Annotated in this window: 13 protein-coding genes, 1 rRNA gene and 1 riboswitch; of the genes, 3 read left to right on the top strand and 11 right to left on the bottom strand. The window is 34.9% G+C overall.

The window, feature by feature from the left end; genetic code table 11:
* The 5 genes from CIB95_RS15250 to CIB95_RS15270 form a co-directional block, all read right to left on the bottom strand.
* Positions 1–66, bottom strand: a 16S ribosomal RNA gene (locus tag CIB95_RS15250); the annotation flags it as partial.
* 321 nt (positions 67–387) lie between these two features.
* Entirely contained in the window at positions 388–1695 is a 1308-nt protein-coding gene (locus CIB95_RS15255) for an NCS2 family permease (RefSeq protein WP_094926588.1), read from the bottom strand.
* Between the two features lie 128 nt (positions 1696–1823).
* Positions 1824–1925, bottom strand: a riboswitch (purine riboswitch).
* Between the two features lie 87 nt (positions 1926–2012).
* Positions 2013–4214, bottom strand: coding sequence for a DUF4129 domain-containing transglutaminase family protein (locus CIB95_RS15260; protein WP_233144165.1), 2202 nt, complete (start codon positions 4212–4214; stop codon positions 2013–2015).
* Positions 4207–5439: a DUF58 domain-containing protein gene (locus CIB95_RS15265; RefSeq protein ID WP_094926592.1), complete on the bottom strand. Its 1233-nt coding sequence runs from the start codon at positions 5437–5439 to the stop codon at positions 4207–4209. Before CIB95_RS15265 ends, CIB95_RS15260 begins: the two co-directional genes overlap by 8 nt.
* A 1-nt stretch (position 5440) precedes the next feature.
* Positions 5441–6412, bottom strand: coding sequence for an AAA family ATPase (locus CIB95_RS15270; RefSeq protein WP_094926593.1), 972 nt, complete (start codon positions 6410–6412; stop codon positions 5441–5443).
* Between the two features lie 248 nt (positions 6413–6660).
* Here CIB95_RS15270 and CIB95_RS15275 point away from each other — a divergent pair, with 248 nt between their 5' ends.
* Positions 6661–7536: a hypothetical protein gene (locus CIB95_RS15275; RefSeq protein ID WP_142296525.1), complete on the top strand. Its 876-nt coding sequence runs from the start codon at positions 6661–6663 to the stop codon at positions 7534–7536.
* Positions 7537–7593: 57 nt separating this feature from the next.
* Here the strand turns inward: CIB95_RS15275 and CIB95_RS15280 are convergent, their stop codons facing one another.
* The 4 genes from CIB95_RS15280 to CIB95_RS15295 form a co-directional block, all read right to left on the bottom strand.
* Positions 7594–9510, bottom strand: a complete 1917-nt coding sequence (locus tag CIB95_RS15280) for an alpha/beta hydrolase family protein (RefSeq protein WP_198949215.1) — start codon at positions 9508–9510, stop codon at positions 7594–7596.
* Positions 9511–9768: 258 nt separating this feature from the next.
* A complete protein-coding gene (locus tag CIB95_RS15285; protein ID WP_094926597.1) occupies positions 9769–11469 on the bottom strand; it encodes a glycerol-3-phosphate dehydrogenase/oxidase in 1701 nt (566 codons plus the stop codon).
* Between the two features lie 132 nt (positions 11470–11601).
* The gene (glpK, locus tag CIB95_RS15290) at positions 11602–13092 is read right to left on the bottom strand and encodes a glycerol kinase GlpK (RefSeq protein ID WP_094926599.1); all 1491 of its coding nucleotides are present in this window, start codon (positions 13090–13092) and stop codon (positions 11602–11604) included.
* Positions 13093–13236: 144 nt separating this feature from the next.
* Positions 13237–13800 carry a glycerol-3-phosphate responsive antiterminator gene (locus tag CIB95_RS15295; protein ID WP_094926601.1) on the bottom strand — a complete coding sequence of 188 codons (564 nt, stop codon included), beginning with the start codon at positions 13798–13800 and terminating at the stop codon, positions 13237–13239.
* 196 nt (positions 13801–13996) lie between these two features.
* On the opposite strand from CIB95_RS15295, the gene CIB95_RS15300 reads away from it, so the two are divergent.
* Positions 13997–15181 (top strand): DUF4317 domain-containing protein, encoded by a 1185-nt coding sequence (locus CIB95_RS15300; RefSeq protein ID WP_094926603.1) that lies wholly within the window; start codon positions 13997–13999, stop codon positions 15179–15181.
* Positions 15182–15378: 197 nt separating this feature from the next.
* Positions 15379–15837, top strand: coding sequence for a staygreen family protein (locus CIB95_RS15305; protein ID WP_094926605.1), 459 nt, complete (start codon positions 15379–15381; stop codon positions 15835–15837).
* Between the two features lie 54 nt (positions 15838–15891).
* On the opposite strand, the gene CIB95_RS15310 is transcribed toward CIB95_RS15305, so the two are convergent.
* Positions 15892–16440 (bottom strand): hypothetical protein, encoded by a 549-nt coding sequence (locus tag CIB95_RS15310; protein WP_094926606.1) that lies wholly within the window; start codon positions 16438–16440, stop codon positions 15892–15894.
* Positions 16441–16588: 148 nt separating this feature from the next.
* Positions 16589–17425 carry a hypothetical protein gene (locus CIB95_RS15315; protein ID WP_094926608.1) on the bottom strand — a complete coding sequence of 279 codons (837 nt, stop codon included), beginning with the start codon at positions 17423–17425 and terminating at the stop codon, positions 16589–16591.
* Positions 17426–17819: the final 394 nt, after the last annotated feature.

Genomic DNA, 17819 nt, shown 5'->3' on the forward strand with positions numbered 1-17819 from the left:
CTCGACTTGCATGTATTAGGCACGCCGCCAGCGTTCGTCCTGAGCCAGGATCAAACTCTCCATAATAGTTTGTTTGATTGCTCATTTTCCATCTTTTTTTGAAAGGTGTATGGAACCTTTTTTTCTAGAGTGTTAACTCTAGGAATTACGATTGACTCGCTTGGCGTTTCGTTCAGTTTTCAAAGAACAAGTTATTGACGACTTTTAAAATGTTATCATGCATTTCTTAATGTGTCAACATGTTGTTTTTCTATCATTTTTTTCAATGTTTTTTAACAACGTTTATAAATTTACCATCTATCTCTAGCAAAGTCAACTACTATATTCAAATATTTAATTATAGAAAAAAGCCCCCTATATATAGGGAGCTTAAAAGTGATAGTTTTACTATTCAACTAAGAATACAAAGTATAAGACAAACAAAACGAACAAACCATACATAATCGGGTGGATTTCTTTCTGTTTACCCTTCATCATCATTGTAATCGGGTAGAAGATAAATCCGAAAGCAATTCCAGTTGCGATACTATAAGTTAATGGCATAGCAAGAATCGTAAAGAATGCCGGAACTGCAATTTCAAACTTATCCCACTCAATCTTTCCTAATGCAGATACCATTAGAATACCTACAACAATTAACGCTGGTGCTGTTACAGCTGATGTAACAACCGATAATAGTGGGAAGAATAACAATGATAAAATAAATAATAATCCTACGAACACTGCAGATAATCCACTTCGCCCTCCAGCTGAAACTCCAGAAGAAGATTCAATATATGAAGTTGTCGTCGACGTACCAAGTGTCGCACCAACTACTGTAGCAGCCGAATCTGCAAATAATGCACGACCTGCACGAGGTAATTTATTATCTTTTATTAATCCTGCTTGGTTAGCGACAGCCACCAACGTACCAGCTGTATCAAAAAAGTCTACGAATAAGAACGTTAAAATAACAATTAACATTTGTATTGTAAAAATATGTTCTAATTCCATGAATGCAACACCAAAAGTTGGAGCTAAACTTGGAATATCAAAACTAATAAACTTTGAAGGAACATCAATTAAGCCAACGATCATGCCAGCAATTGCCGTAACAACCATTCCAAAAAACACCCCAGCTTTTAAACCGAGTACCATTAACGCTATCGTTACAATGATTCCAAAGATTGCTAGTAATGTCGTCCCACTTGTTAAATCACCAAGCCCTACTAAAACCACTGGATTATTCACAATAATCCCTGCTGATTGCAAACCAATAAAGGCGATGAACAAACCAATCCCTGCTGCTACTGAATATTTTAATGAAGCTGGAATTGCGTTAATGACCATTTCTCTAATTCCTGAGATTGTTAATATGATAAATATAAGCCCTGAAACTAAAACTCCAGCTAATGCAGTTTCCCAAGGGATTTGCATTCCGATAACTACTGAGAACGCAAAGAAAGCGTTAAGTCCCATTCCTGGCGCAAGTGCAATTGGATATTTAGCTAATATCCCCATGATTAAACAACCAACCGCTGCAGCTAATGCTGTTGCAGTAAATACCGCTCCATCATCCATTCCTGCACCATTACTTCCTAAAATTGTAGGGTTTACAATTAAGATGTAAGCCATTGATAAAAACGTTGTAATCCCTGCAATAAATTCACGTCTGTACGTAGTACCTAAAGCTTCAAACATAAAGAATTTACTCATTTATTTCTCCCCCAATTTCATTCCGTCTCTCTAGAATTCTAGGGAATAAAAAAAGTTCCAGGCATTTCTACCTGGAACTACAAAACGAAGATATACAAATACTAATAGACTATGTATCTATAACATTAGTATTTGAAAAACTTCGTCGTAGTCGAGTCATTTACGGTAACTCGGTAGAAACTTTCGGGCCCTATCCCCGATATTATACGACGGAATATTTAATTTGAATTTTTCATTGTAAGCTTATCAACATTTTTATTAATTGTCAATATAAAAAAACGAACATTAAGTATAATAAATTAATGTTCGTTCGAGTTTTATAATCTAATTTGAACATTTTTCAAGATTGCTTCATAAGCAGGTAAGCTTTTCACCCATATACTTGTTTCCGTTTGCTTATGATAGATACCTTTTTCATACAACAGCGTCAGTTCTGAAAGTTTAGTAGTATTCAAGCGCTTATCCACATATGCTGCATATGCTCTTAACGTATCCGTGCTCTTTCTTTCATAGCCACAACGGTGTAAAACTTTTAATAGCTTAGCATACGCTTCATAAAATGCCGCGTCGTCTTTGCGATTTTTATAACGCCATAACGTAAAGTTAATCAATATTTTATTCCTTCTCATGTAGGCAAAGAAACTTAATATGATTAATGTTGCTAACAGAATACCACTAAACCAATTTGAAAGACCACTTAATTGCAAGCCTTTACCATTTCCTTTTCCACCAGCTATTGTATCATCTTCTTCTGGTAATAGTTCTTCTTGCTCTGGTTCTTTATCTTTCTCTTTCTCTTTCGTTGGCTCTTCTTCATTAGGATCATTTGTACTTTCGTCATCATTTATAAAATCAAATACATTATTAAATCCTCTCGTTGGCTCAAATGGCACCCAGCCAACACCATTAAAATAAACCTCTACCCATGAGTGAGCATCAGCATTTGTAACTTGATACGTTCTAATTCCTTCACCGAGTGTTTTATCGTATTTACCTTGTGTAAAACCTTTTACCCAACGAGTCGGAATCCCTAAAGTACGAAGTAATATAGCCATTGATGTCGAATAGTTATCACAGTACCCTCGCTGTGTTTCAAATAAAAATTGATCAACATAATCGTCATCAGCCCCAGGTACTGCTACACGATTGTTATCATAAACAAATCCGTTTCCACCAAAGTACCTTTCAATTGCAACTACTTTGTCATACGGACTTTCAATTCCTTCAACAATGTCCTCCGCTAATTGCTTTACCCGCTCTGGTAAATTTTCTGGAAGTTGCAAATACTTCCTTTTAATCTCTCCAGAATATTCTTGATCACTGTATCGTAAGGCTTTAATCGAAAACTTCGGATAATCATAATTTACTTTATAATTTTTGTAAGAGTTACTACCATTCTTCGGAAATGAGAATCGACCATTATTTTGCTGCAATGTTGTTTTTGCATCCCAAGAATTTTCAATCGATGTTACTTGACCAGGGTTTAGTAAATAATAAAACCCTACCTCATCGTCAACATTAATTGTCGCCGTCAGCCTTTCCGTCGTAACAGAGTTATCATAAAGCTGATATTTCACTTTATCATCATCTAATTGATAATAAACATTATCACCAGATACTTGCCAACCTTTACCAGTATACATGTCTTTTGACTCAACACGCCAATAATGAATTTCCTTAATATTTGCTTTAAAAATAGGCGTATGGTCAAATTTAAATGGTCCACCTAGATGGCTATCATTATCACCATATCCACTTTTCTGCACACCAGTTCCATTCGTTTTAACTGTTCCCTCGACATCTTCACTATAAGAAGTTATGAAAGGAATTGGATCTGGCCATTGCGGCGCATACTTAGGTAAGGCATGTGCGACACTTGTAGAAATAAGTAAGACAATCACAAGAGCAGTAATCCAAGATTTCATTAATTTTTTCGTATTAATTATGATTCCTTCTCTTTCACGGACTCGAATAATGTACAACGCACCTAGCAAGATGAACCCCATACTTAATGCACGGAAGATGGCAGTCTTGCCATTATAAAAAGTAAACGTATCAATGACACCAATAAAAATGATCGTTAATACGAAAAATAATGTTATTTTACGCAGATGAATAATCCAGTAAAACATTAAATAACTAACTAACCAGAGGACAATGAGAAATAGAAACGTCCGAAACTGAGAAGTTAGATCTGTAAAGTTAAATTGTAAACATAGTAATAAGTTTGCTTTTAAACTGTCAATAAATTGCCCGATCCAACTAATCTCTAATAATGGACCAGTATAAAAGAGAACATGAATAACATATAAAACCATCGCTAACTTTACAGGAAAAGCTACTAATATTGGTAATTGCATATAAGAAAGGAAAAACGTATATGCAGAAAACATCATAAATAGTCCTAAGTGTCCTGTTTCCGTTATTTCCGGTAACGGTCTGAGCCATTCCAAAAATAATAAGAATCCTAAAACAAATAATAAGAAGGAACTAGAATTTTTCTTTTCTTCATTATGCACTCCCAAGCTCTTCACCGCCTTCAGATGCCAGATGGTGGTGCTGTCCATTTACAACTTCCACCCTCACTCGTTGGTCACTCAATTTTCGCACTAAAACATTTTCTTCTTCTGTCAGCTTTCTTGTCATTTTCACTAAGTAAAGGTCCACTTTCACCTTTTTAGAAACAATTAAATTTATTTGCGTGGCTAAATTTTCTGTCAGTTTACTTGTAACGATTACTGAAGTAATTCCAGGTGGCCACTTTTTCTCAACTTCACCGAGAATATTATGGAGCGAGCGATCAGCATCTGCATTTACCCTTAACAGATGACCATCAATTCTACGTTTTTGCTCAATACCATAGTAAACTGGTATATCCGTTTTCTCACTTCCAATTGATAGTAATGACACTCCGGTTCCTTGGTGAAGTATAGACCGTGCTAAAGAAGCTGTACAAGCTACAACTTTTTCAAACAATAGATTTTCTTTATTTTCTTCACTGTTATCCGTTCGGTCCATGAGAAGGACAACTTCTTGTTTTAATGTTTGTTCAAATTCCTTCGTTTTTAAGGACGCCGTACGCGCAGAAGCTTTCCAGTCAACCCAAGATAAGCGGTCACCAGGGACATATTCTCGGACACCAACTACGGAAGTAACTTGAGAATGGTTTTTCTTTCGAGAGTGAATGTTTCCTTTTTGTACTTGTTCTTGACGGAAAGGATACTCAACACCTCGGTCATTCGGATATACAGCTAGTTTAGTAGTTGTTTGGAAAGTATGCGAACGTTCAACAAATCCAAATAAGTCCCCAAACTTTACGCTAATTTCACTAAATTCATACTCCCCGCGTGGAACTTTACTAATTTCATAAGTAAAGGAAAGGTGACGCTTAAAACGAGGAAATAACATTCTGTGATTGCTAGATTCTCTATTAGCTACTCTCCTCATTAATTTAGGGTGCAGCCTATCTTTCACGATTAAGTAAAAGATTGGGAACGGAAAAGGTTGCTTAATATGAACGGTTACTTCAATTTTATCGCCTGCAGTACATTTGCTTTTATTGAGCTCTCGTGTCACTTTTAAGTGACTCAACGGTAAAAATATTACTACTAGTTGGTATGCCAGAAATGGTAGTATCGTATATAGTAGAAACCAACTTACAAAACCACCTTGAAACATCGCATAAGAAAACGTCGTTACAAAAATGGTGATGACGCTTATTATTGCTAAAACCTTTTGTTTCATTTTATCGACTCATTTCATTTACAATCGGTATTTTTATCTTATCGATTATGTTTTGCATAATTTGCTCGACAGTAAACCCTTCAAATGTCGCTTCAGATTTTAAAATTAATCGGTGCGGTAATACGAATTGCGCTAAGTATTTCACATCATCCGGAATGACAAAATCACGACCATGAATGAATGCATATGCTTTTGCTGCTTTCATTAAAGCAATCGATCCACGAGGACTAACTCCTAAATCAACTTTGTGATGCTTTCTCGTATTCGCAACAATTTCTAATAAATAATTTTTAACTAAATCATCCATATATACAGCATGAATACCTTTACGCATTTCTTCTAATTCTTCTATTGTTAAGACTGCATCCAAGTCTTCAATTGGATGTGCTTTTTCTATACGATTTAATAGTTCAAGCTCCTGGTCTACAGAAGGATACCCCATGCTCATTTTCAAAAGAAAACGATCTAGCTGTGCCTCTGGCAGTGGATATGTTCCTTCATATTCAATTGGATTTTGCGTTGCCATTACGAAAAATGGTTTTGGTAACTTCATTGTTTCACCATCAACGGTTACGTTCGCCTCTTCCATCGCTTCTAATAAGGCCGCTTGTGTCTTCGGAGAAGTACGATTGATTTCATCCGCTAATACGACATTTCCGAATAATGGACCTTTACGAAATTCAAACTCTAAGCTTTTTTGATTATAGATGGATACTCCAGTTAAATCTGAGGGCAATAAATCTGGTGTAAACTGGACACGTTTAAAAGAAACACCTAAAGATTTTGCCAAAGAACGAACCATCATTGTCTTACCTACTCCAGGTACATCTTCCAGTAAAACATGTCCACCACTAAGTAGAGCGACTAAGCTTAATTCAGCATTTTCCCTCTTCCCAATCATGACACGTTCCATATTATGAATTACCTTTTCAATTTTTGGTTGATAGTTATCTAGTTGATTATATGTAATCATTCTTTACCCCACCTTTGATTTATATCTATCTAGCATTATTTCGTCATTTATTGGAAAATCCCTTCAATATTTAGGAAGTAAAATTATTTCCCGATAATAAGACGATAATAAATGGTATATAGTTTCATAGACTTCCAATATATATTTTACCATATTTCCCAATTTAACAGATAATTGTGACAGTAGTATATACAAGCTCTCTAGAAGATTCATATATTGTTAATGAAGTTTAAATGAAAGGGGGAAAAATGATGTCTAATGAACCTTGTAAGTGTAAAAAGCTATATTGCGATGTGAAGGAAGAGTTAAAAGATGTCCAAGCTCAATTACAAGAACAAAAACAACTCCAACAACAATTGCAAGCGCAATTGCAAAAACAAAAGCAACTTCAGAAGCAACTTCAATTGCAATTGCAAAAACAACTGCAAGTACAAGAGCAGTTACAAGTGCAAGTGCAAAGGCAAAATCAATTGCAAGAGCAACTACAACTGCAGATTCAAGCTCAAATTCAAGCGCAGGCGCAGGCACAAGCTCAGGCACAAAATGACACTGATACAATTTCCAATCTTGGTAACCCTACACAAACTGTAACAATAAACTTGGCAGACCAAGATAACAAATGTAAGTGTCAAGGCAAGTGTAAGTGTGATGGTAAGTGCCAATGCAATGATAAATGTAAGTGTCACATGATGGAATTGCCAGAAGGTGGCAAGCTTGTCGAATTCCAAGCTGACACGCGAAATTCTGTTAACAGAGCAGGTAATCAACCAGGGACTTGTTTAGAAGACGAAACAAAAGTTGCTGAAGTTACGTTAAATGATGTAACTGCAGGTAACAAAGTATTACTAAACGGGCTATTCCATGTTGATAATGACCAAGGTGTATTTCAAAATCTCCGTGTAAGAATTTATAAAAACAGTGTCTCACCAGCTAATCTAATTTACGATCTTCCTAGACTAGAAATTGATGCAGAAAATCGCGATGACCAAAACCAACCAATTACTGTTTTACATGTAGATAATATTACGGATGATGCTACAAATGTAAACTATATTCTGACGGCTCAAGGACAAGTACTACTTCGCGGACCTATTACGTTTGCCGCTTCAGAAATTACTAGTTAATATATTAAAACTTTTCATAAAAAATAAGAGGAGAGCATTTTGCCCTCCTCTTGTTTTTTATTTAGCTATTGTAGTATTTTCACTACTTACTACTGTAGATTTTTTTCCTTTTAGACCTAGCGTTACTATAATGACTAATGCACTTACTACTGATACAGCGACACTACCAGTAACAGCTGCTTCTTGCCCTGCAAATTGTACTGCCTGACCAGCAACAATGTACCACGTTACAAGTAATCCATTAATAAATGCACCTAAGTAAATTGTTCCTGTTTTTCTATAGAAGAATGTTGAAATTGTAGCTACTAAGAAATTAATAAATACAAATTGGAACGCAACAATACTTAATAGAGACTTCGTTACATCAATTTCTTCTGTTGTGAAAAGTGGAATGTAGCTAATCATGATTAATACAATAATCCCTACCGTATTTATTGCTACATTTGCAAAGAACCATTTCCATGCAGTCCCACGCTCTGTCTTGCCTTCTTTCATTCGGAACTGTCCATGTAAAAGTGCTCCATTCACAAGGAAGAATAAAAGGAATGGTGCTAAATATTTTATCATGATTACAAATTGTGCCCAGTTCATCGGTTTAAATGCCATTACCCAAATACGGAAATCCACTAAGAAAGCTGCATCTGCAAGCATCGTTAAACCAAGTAGTGCACCTACTGAATAAATGGCAAGTAATGCTGACTTTCCAACCTTACTTAAGTCTAACTTGAAACCTTCTGTTGCATTAGATATTCCGTAGTTATAAGCATTTGCACTTTGTTTTTTATTACTTACAAAATGCCATACCGCGAATAATACTGCTCCAATTAAGGCATTTAACAATACCCAAACGACAAAGCCATTTGTTAAAGACTGTGGCCAGAAACTATTAACTGGTAACCATTCCGTTCCCCATTTTTGGAATTGGAAGTACGTTAACGCTGGTACTGCCGCTGCAATAATTGCTCCTATTGCCCATGATGCTTTTGTTTTATACCCCTTATATGCTGGTATAGGTTGAACAATTGACTTGAAATAATCTGTACGTAATAAGTTTGCTGCAAACGAGAATAAGAACATTAATGCACCAATCATTGCTGCAAGCGTACCAAACTCTTTCGTTTTCCAAACTTGGTCAGATGCGTCAATCGGATTTGGTGCTGGAATCGCTTGTTGTAAAAAGTCCAATACATATGTAGCCGATTCTGTAGACCAGTGATTCGATGGATGCGTTTCATTAGGTATAAACAACATACGAGCTGATTGATTATCAAATGAACCGTATAACTTCTTTGGTGTTACAGTACTATCCGTTCCAAATACCTTTTTTAGCTTATCTGTATCAACAATTTGCTTTGCTTGTGGTACTTCCCACATTAGTTTTGCAAACTCATCGTATTTTCCAAACACAACTGCATAGTTAAATTCTGATTCTGCAGTTACTTCCCCAGCTCCGAATGTTTCTGTTGAAGACCCAACTTGGATTACTGTATGAACCCAATCAGGATGAGCATTTGCTGCAGCTAGAGTTGACCAAGCTCCCATTGAATGTCCTTCTACTGCAACCTTTTCTTTATCAACAAACCCTAAGTTTCGTAAGTATGATAGACCAGCAATTGCTCCACGTGAAGTCAGCTCAATTGGTTCTTGCTCTGAATAACCATGTCCTTGCATATCCATTGCTAAAACAACATATCCACGTCTAGCAAATTCAATATTAAATGCATCTTGCACTTCTCTTGTATTAATATACCCATGCATAGTCAAAACCGCTGGATGCTTTTGTTGTGGATCCATATTAGTCGGTGTGAATAATTTAGCACTTAATATATTTCCGTTATCCCCTACAAAACGAACATCTTTTACAGTGACGTCTCCTGAACTAGTTTGCACATTGTGTGCTACTAGACTTCCAATTAAAACAATAACTAATGATAGAATGACTGCAATACGACTAGAAAAAAATGTTTTTTTCAAACTAAAACCCCCTATTTTTTCATTACCTTACTTAGGAACACGATACTTTCCTAGCATACTTTTAATCTATTAATGATAACGCTTTCATATTACTGTATACTTCTTTAGCTACCTCCTTTTACAAGATGAAAATGGATACAAAAAAAGCTCACAGAATATACTTCACCCGCAAGGGAAAAGTAATATTATGTGAGCCTCCGAATTCTCCATTCACAATTATTAACTTATCATTAGTATATTTCTATTACGAAAGAAGTGTCAAGTATTTTCCGAATATTTCATCTTCTTATTCTCAAAAGTAGTTTCTTCTGCATTTATTGCATAGTGTAATTCTTTCTCTAGTTGCGCTGTGAATTGCTGTTTTTGCACTTCTGACCAGCCTAGTTCATTTCCCATAACGTCGATCACTTGCTGCTTCCACTTTACAACCCATTGAATATTAAAAAATAGTGCTCCCGTCCTTCTAATAAAGAAGTCAGACGGGGTGTACGTCATTTCATACTCCATGCTATAAATTAACTGTGTATAAAGGTCCAGTGGAAGATCAAGTGAACTATTTAAGTTTTTATAAGATTCCGCTATCGTAAGGAGTTTTTTTATATTTGAACCATATCGAGTTGCCAATTCTTCATATTGCTCTGAAGTAAACCCTAATGCCAATGCTTCATCTTTATAAGCTTTTATAAAAGTAGCTAGGTTTTTCGATCCGCCCACATCTCCACCGGAAATAGGTAACTTTTTTGTTTTGCATTTTTTCCTTATCTTATTATTTGTTTGAAATTCAGGTGACTTCACAAGCATGTTCACTACTATTTCCGCCATTTTACGATAGCCAGTTAGTTTTCCTCCAGCTATAGTAATCATCCCAGATGGCGACTCCCACACTTCGTCTTTTCGTGAAATTTCTGAAGGATCTTTACCCTCTTCATGAATTAACGGTCTGACACCTGCCCAGCTAGATTCAATATCATCTTCCGTAACTTGCACATCAGGAAACATATAGTGAATAGCCTTCAAAATATAGGCGCGATCTTCCTCTGTAATTCTAGGTGAGACTGCATCTTGTCGATAAAAGGTGTCAGTTGTTCCAACATACGTTTTTCCTTCTCTAGGGATAGCAAAAATCATTCGTCCATCAGGTGTATCAAAATAAACTGCCTGCTTTAGTGGGAACTTAGAGGAATCAATAACTAGATGTGACCCCTTCGTATGACGTAACGTTTTCCCAGTTTTCGAACCGTCTTTTTCTCTTAACGTATCAACCCACGGCCCTGTCGCATTGACAATTTTTTTTGCGAAAATTTGATACGTGGATTCGCTTATTACATCTAAAACTTCTACGCCTATTACCTTTCCATTCTCATAAATAAAATCTATTACTTTACTATAATTAACAGCATGTGCTCCACGGGTAACTGCCTCTTTCAATACTTCTATCGTCAACCTCGAATCATCTGTTCTATATTCTACGTAATAGCCTGCACCCTTTAAGCCTTCCTTTTTTACAAGTGGCTCCTTTTCTAACGTTTCCTGTACCCCTAACATACGTCTTCTTTCCGTTTTTTTCACACGAGCAAGAAAATCATAAATAAGTAACCCAATCGAAGTAGAAAATTTGCCGAACGTTCCACCTTTATATAGTGGCAATAACATCCACTCTGGTGTTGTCACATGTGGTCCATTTTCAAAAACAATTTCTCGCTCTCTTCCGACTTCAGCGACCATTTTTACTTGGAATTGTTTTAAATACCTTAACCCACCATGAACAAGTTTTGTTGAGCGACTTGACGTCCCAGCTGAAAAGTCCTGCATTTCGACTAAACCTGCTGTAAATCCTCTCGTAACTGCATCTAAAGCAATACCGCTTCCAGTTATTCCCCCACCTATAATTAATACATCTAATTGTATTTTGCTCATCTGTTGTAATATTTGTTGCCGCTTCTCACTTGAAAAAGTCATATCTTTTCCTCCTAATATAAACTAAAAAAAGACCAAACAAGCCAATGAAATAATAATCCACTGTCTAGTTTGGTCTCTCCTGTGTCTATAACCGAATTTATTAACTTGTAATAAGTATAGCATTTTGTAAAATTATTGAAAAGCAATTGTCGCTTTAATTGCTTTTTTCCAGCCACTATAAAGTTCTGTTCTATTTTCATTACTCATATTTGGCGAGAACCTTTCATCGATAACCCACTTCTTCTCTATTTCAGCTTGACTCTCCCAAAAACCAACTGCCAGTCCTGCCAAATAAGCAGCTCCTAATGCAGTCGTTTCATTTATTACAGGCCTTTCAACAGGTACATCTAATAGATCACTTTGAAATTGCATTAAAAAATTATTCTGTACCGCGCCACCATCTACTCGAAGGGACTTTAATGGAATACATGCGAGGTGTTCCATTTCTTTTATGACATCTTTTGTTTGATATGCTAAGGATTCTAATGTTGCTCGAATAAGATGTTCCTTAGTTGTTCCCCTTGTCAGACCAAAGATGGCTCCTTTAACATTACTTTCCCAATATGGAGTACCTAGCCCAACAAAGGCTGGCACAACGTATACACCTTCTGAGGAATCGATTTTTTCAGCATACATCTCACTCTCTTTTGCTTCTGATATCAACTTTAAACCGTCGCGGAGCCATTGCACAGCTGAACCCGCCACAAATATACTACCCTCTAGTGCATAGTGCACTTTGCCATTTATTCCCCAAGCGATTGTTGTTAATAATCCCTCTTTCACTTTGACAGCTTTGTCCCCTGTATTTAATAACATAAAGCATCCTGTACCATACGTGTTTTTCGCCATGCCACTCTCGAAACACCCTTGGCCAAACAATGCTGCCTGTTGATCACCTGCAGCACCTGCAATTGGCACAGCATGTCCAAAGAAAGTGTTTTTGTCTGTCCTTCCATATACTTCTGAGGAAGAACGTACTTCTGGTAGAAGTGACTTAGGAATAGTTAGTAAAGATAATAGTTCATCGTCCCAACATAAATCATAAATATTAAATAATAAAGTCCGTGATGCATTGGAATAATCAGTGACATGCACTACTCCACCTGTTAACTTCCAAATTAACCACGTATCGATTGTTCCGAATAAAAGATCTCCGTTTTCTGCTCTCTCTCTAACACCAGGGACATTATCTAAAATCCATTTCACTTTTGTACCTGAAAAATATGGATCGAGTAACAAACCAGTCTTTTCTCTAAACAAAGAATTGTATCCGCTGTCCTTTAAATCCTCACAAATCTCCGATGATTGACGCGATTGCCAGACTAGCGCACGATAAACAGGAACACCCGTTTTTTTATCCCAAATGACAGTAGTTTCACGTTGGTTCGTAATACCAATACCTGCAAGCTGTTCTGGTTTAATATTAGATTTAGTTAAAACATTGGATATAACGTTTTGAATCGATTGCCAGATTTCCTCTGCATCATGCTCAACCCACCCTGGCTGAGGAAAGTATTGCTGTAATTCTTCTTGCGAACTATTAACGATTTTACCATCATGATTAAACAAGATCGCTCTTGAACTAGTTGTTCCTTGGTCTAAGGATAATATGTATTTTTCCATACTTTCATCTCCCTATAAAACTTATATATAGAAAAAGACCCATGTAAAACCTACTAAAAGGTCTACGTGGGTCTCCTAATCTCTTATCCACAACTATCAACTTACCTTTACTATATTAGAAAATTTAGAAAATATCAACTCTTTTTAACTCTCAGGTTCAAAGTGCTTCCAAAGTTCTCTGTCAGACGTCGTAATAGCAGAAGCACCAGCTTCAATTGCTGCTTCTACTTCTTCGACAGTTGAAATAAGACCACCAGTAATTATCTCTTTGTTGGTTTTTTCACTTACCTCAGAAATCACTTTTGTCATTAACCCAGGTAAAACTTCAATATAGTCTGGTTTTGTTCTTTCTATAAGTGAGAAACTTTTTGTAATTGAGCTAGAATCAAGTAAAAAGACACGTTGAATCGCTTTTACTTTCTTTTGCTTAGCCTTCATAATAACATTGCCCTTTGTTGAAATGATTCCATAAGGCTTCATTTCCTGACAGATATATTCTGTAGCAAATTCATCACTTTTTAGTCCTTGAACTAAGTCGAGATGAAGGAACATTTTTTTATTATGTTGATTCGCTAACTTATAGCAGCTCTTGAGCCGCGAAATATGTATATCTAAAAAAACACCATATTCGTAGTTACTTTCAAGCATCATTTCAAAGTCTTTTACATCACGCACTGCTGGTAATACTTTTTGGCCATTAAAAGACATCATAATTCACCCCTGTATACCATCATAACATTAATACACTAAAGTGTTGAAGAATAAATTCAGATTATTTTAAAAACAAGTACCTATATGGCCATGATGTCATTGCAACAATTATGTTAAAATAAATGATACTTCAATTTTATGCTCCACCTTAATTTTACAAACTAACTAGGATAGCTTAGGAGTGTTTAAAGCCATGAACAAAAAAGACATCGCACAGTTTCGCAGACAATTAAAGATAGATAATGAAGCACTGAAAATTTCCGACATTTTTAATGTATACATAATGAAAGAATCGAGTGACATTTACCATCATGAAAGTCAGCCTTTTGACATGCTTGACCAAGAGCAAAAAGAATTATTTATGAATAACTTCAAAAAGATACTTGCCGGTCAATTAGATGAAAAACTATTTGAATTAAAGTTCAGACGGGATGCGGAAAATAACAGTCAGCTTATTTTACATCAAGGATTACTCAGCAGTGATGTGGAAGGCTGGAAAGAGCAAATGCTTAAAATTGTTGGCAAAATGCTAGAGATTAGGCAATACGAAATGGATACAGTCATTACTTTCATTCGCGGAGAATATTTAAAACCGATGAAACGCGGAAAAGAAGAAGCTGAGGAAAGTGGGCAAAATACCATTTACTCCAACCCTTTTATCTTATTTAGTCTAAACACGACACAAGAACCGAAAAAAGAGCTGCTGTTTGACTACGTCGAGAAAGAATTTAAATATAATTTTGTCGTCGATCCTATCATTAACCTAAATGCGCCAATTGCTGGTTTTCTCTTTCCTTGTTTCACGGATAATGCATCAGATGTTAATCACATCCTTTATGCAGCTGGAAAGGCGAATGAACCTGATCACCAATTCATTGAAGACGTTTTAAATGGCGAAGAAACGATGACTGCGAAAGATGATAAAATCGTTTTTGAGGAAATTATTAAAGATGCAACAGGTGATCAATTAAACACTTCCACTCTCTCAAATGTGTATGAAGAGATCCATCGTATCATTGAAGAGAACGAAGAGGAAGAACAACCGAAATTAGATGCTAAGGACATTGGCCGCGTTTTAAAAGTAAGTGGCGTTGAAGATATTAGCGATGAAAAGATTGAAGCTGCCTTCCATAAAATAATTGATGATGAAAAATATGAAATTAAAGCAAGTAGTGTCGTGCCGAAGTTCACATCAAAATCGATAAAAATTGATACAAAAATAGCGAAAATCTCCATTAGTCCGCAAGATTTAAGGTACGTCAAACAAGTTCACTTAAACGGCAAACGTTACTTGATGCTTGAAGTCGAAGAAGATACGGTCATCGAAGGCTTTAAGATGATTCCAGAAGCGTTTGGTGGAAGTGGCAATAATACATAACCAATAAATAGTTAAGTAAAGTTCTAACATTTCTTCTTTTCATATAAGAAAAAGTGTTAGGGCTTTTTTTATTTCCACTTAAGACGCCTCCACTCAATGAAACAAGGAATTTGCCCAACCAGACGAAGATAAACTCCCATACTATATTGTAAATTCAATTTTTCAGAACCATTAAAATTTAATAAAGGGAGAATCTTATGTCTACTTTTAATCCACAAAAACCATCGGTAAAAATTATCCCCCCAGCAACAAAAGTACAGCCACTTATAGGTCGGAAATATACGCTCACTCATTCAGATACTACTGGACAATTATTTTCAAGTATCGGCTATGACTATGATTTTGCAGCAATTGACCAAAAAATGCGCGATGAAGTATTAGCTGAATGGAAAAGAGATGTTAGAGGATTTTTTTATTTGGCAGGAAAAGTACGTGTCGATGGAAAAGACAAGAATAAATCAGCATCTAAGGTGCGATTTAATATTTTCAGAAAAGAAATGGACACAGCACTTAAAGGGATTATTTATAGTGATCAACCGTTCTTTGCTGCATACCCTTTATTACTAGATGCACCAATCTATATTTATTTCGATTCTATATTCCCTGAGTATAACCAAGTATTCTACTTCGGGACTGTTATGAAATACTTAACTTAAAATACCATCTTGCTACGATATTTAATATTCATCATTTTTTAAAATAACCGTATATTAATCAAAAATAGTCTCTAGATTTTCTTTCTCAACAATCTCTCCTTTTAATAATGTATAAAACTTCAACTCATCGGTATATGGAGAAAAATACATATAATTACTTTTAACTCCGCTATCAGACTTTACTCTAAATGAATAAATTATTTTATCGTATATTATGGATTTAGGATTTATATTTAAGCTTGCATCTCCTGCCATATGTAACAGAATATCTTCAACAGTTCCTATTCCATTAAATTGATTATTGATATATTCTAGGCTATTTTTGTAGGAATATAAGTTAGTAGTATCTATATACTTTTCATTTTCCTTCTTTCCATAGGTATAAAGAACTTCTTGATTATCTTTTTCACCTATCAATATACAAATTCCCTTTCTATCACCGACTAAAGCATATCTAGTAGATCCTCTAAAACCTAATTCACTTAAACAATTATGTTGATATACTTTATCAACTATATTTGCTACCTTATCTTCTTTCATTAATTCATATTCACTAGAGCAACCACTTAACATAAACACAAATAGTAGAATTAATTTCTTCATAATGTCCCTCCTAATTATTTAATCATAATTGAAAGTGAAGCATTATTCAAAAGTTCACAGAACTTATGAAAGGCTTGCGTTAAATTTCCTCTATGTTAACAAAATGATAGCATTTCACTAACATTATGTTAGAGTAACTTAATCACTATTAATTTGTTTGTAGGGACAAAGTTCTATTTCTTTTTATAATATCGACTAACCCTTTTTGTTTACCAATATATTGAATATCTGTTGAGTCATTAAATCTATAGAAATATATCCAATCCTCATTTTCGTGAAATATATACATTCGATAAGTTGTTTTGGTTGTTTTTATAGTTAAATAATTACTTGGTCTCCCAAGGAATCCATAACCCTTATTTAACGTCTCAATATTTCTAGTATTATTATAAAGATTTACGATTTGTATATTTTCAGCATTAGAAAAAGTCTTAATGGTCTCAGTCATGCCGACATGGTATGTTATTTTTGTAACATCATTTATATCGATGAATTCATGTAAACTTTCCTCATGTGTTTCTTGTAAAAACATCACAATAATCATTGCACTAAGATATATTACTAAAAAAATACGCAAACTTTTACTTTTGAAATATTTTATCTGTTTTAAAACTATAATAATAATATATGGAATTATAATTCCAAGTACTATCGTTATGTAAGATAAAATAATTGTAATGTTCTCCGATCCTAACATATAATTCCTGTAATTGTAATTTACACCTGGAATTGAATGAAGCACTTCTGCAAAGAAGATACTAAGAAACCCACAAAATAGAATAATTAATAAATTATTTAATTTTCTTAGATTTTCTGAAGCCAAAAATAATAATCCATAAATTAGAATAAAGAATAATAAAAAAGGTATGAAGCTACTATTCATGCTATTTGGGTATATTTCATCTAAAAAGATCATTAATAAGGGCTTTAACCAAATGATGAGAGGAATAATAATTAAAATTAGTACCTTTAAAGTGTTAAACATAATTTCACCCTTAATTCATTTCTATCACTATTCAGAATCAATATATTTGTCTGGAACCTTTTCCCATGTAGTACACTTTCTACTTTCTTCTCTTTTAAATTGTCTAAAAAGTTACCTTTCATCAAAAGTTACTTCTGGAATAACTTTATTTACTGAATCTCTTAATGACTTTTTCATTTCTGAACTTAAGTGATCAATAATCTCTTCTATTTTTACTCTTGCCATAAGTATCACCCTCTTAATTTATTTTTATATCTAACTATAAAAATTGGTTCTAAAATTATTTATTAAATATTATAGTTCGATATACTATTTCGGATTCCTTTATTTAAAATATTTAAACAATGGAATCTGAGGGAGTTGTTCAACAATTTGGCCTGATAAATAGAACCTT

This window comes from Lottiidibacillus patelloidae, from assembly GCF_002262935.1.
GTDB classification, from domain to species: Bacteria; Bacillota; Bacilli; order Bacillales; family SA5d-4; genus Lottiidibacillus; species Lottiidibacillus patelloidae.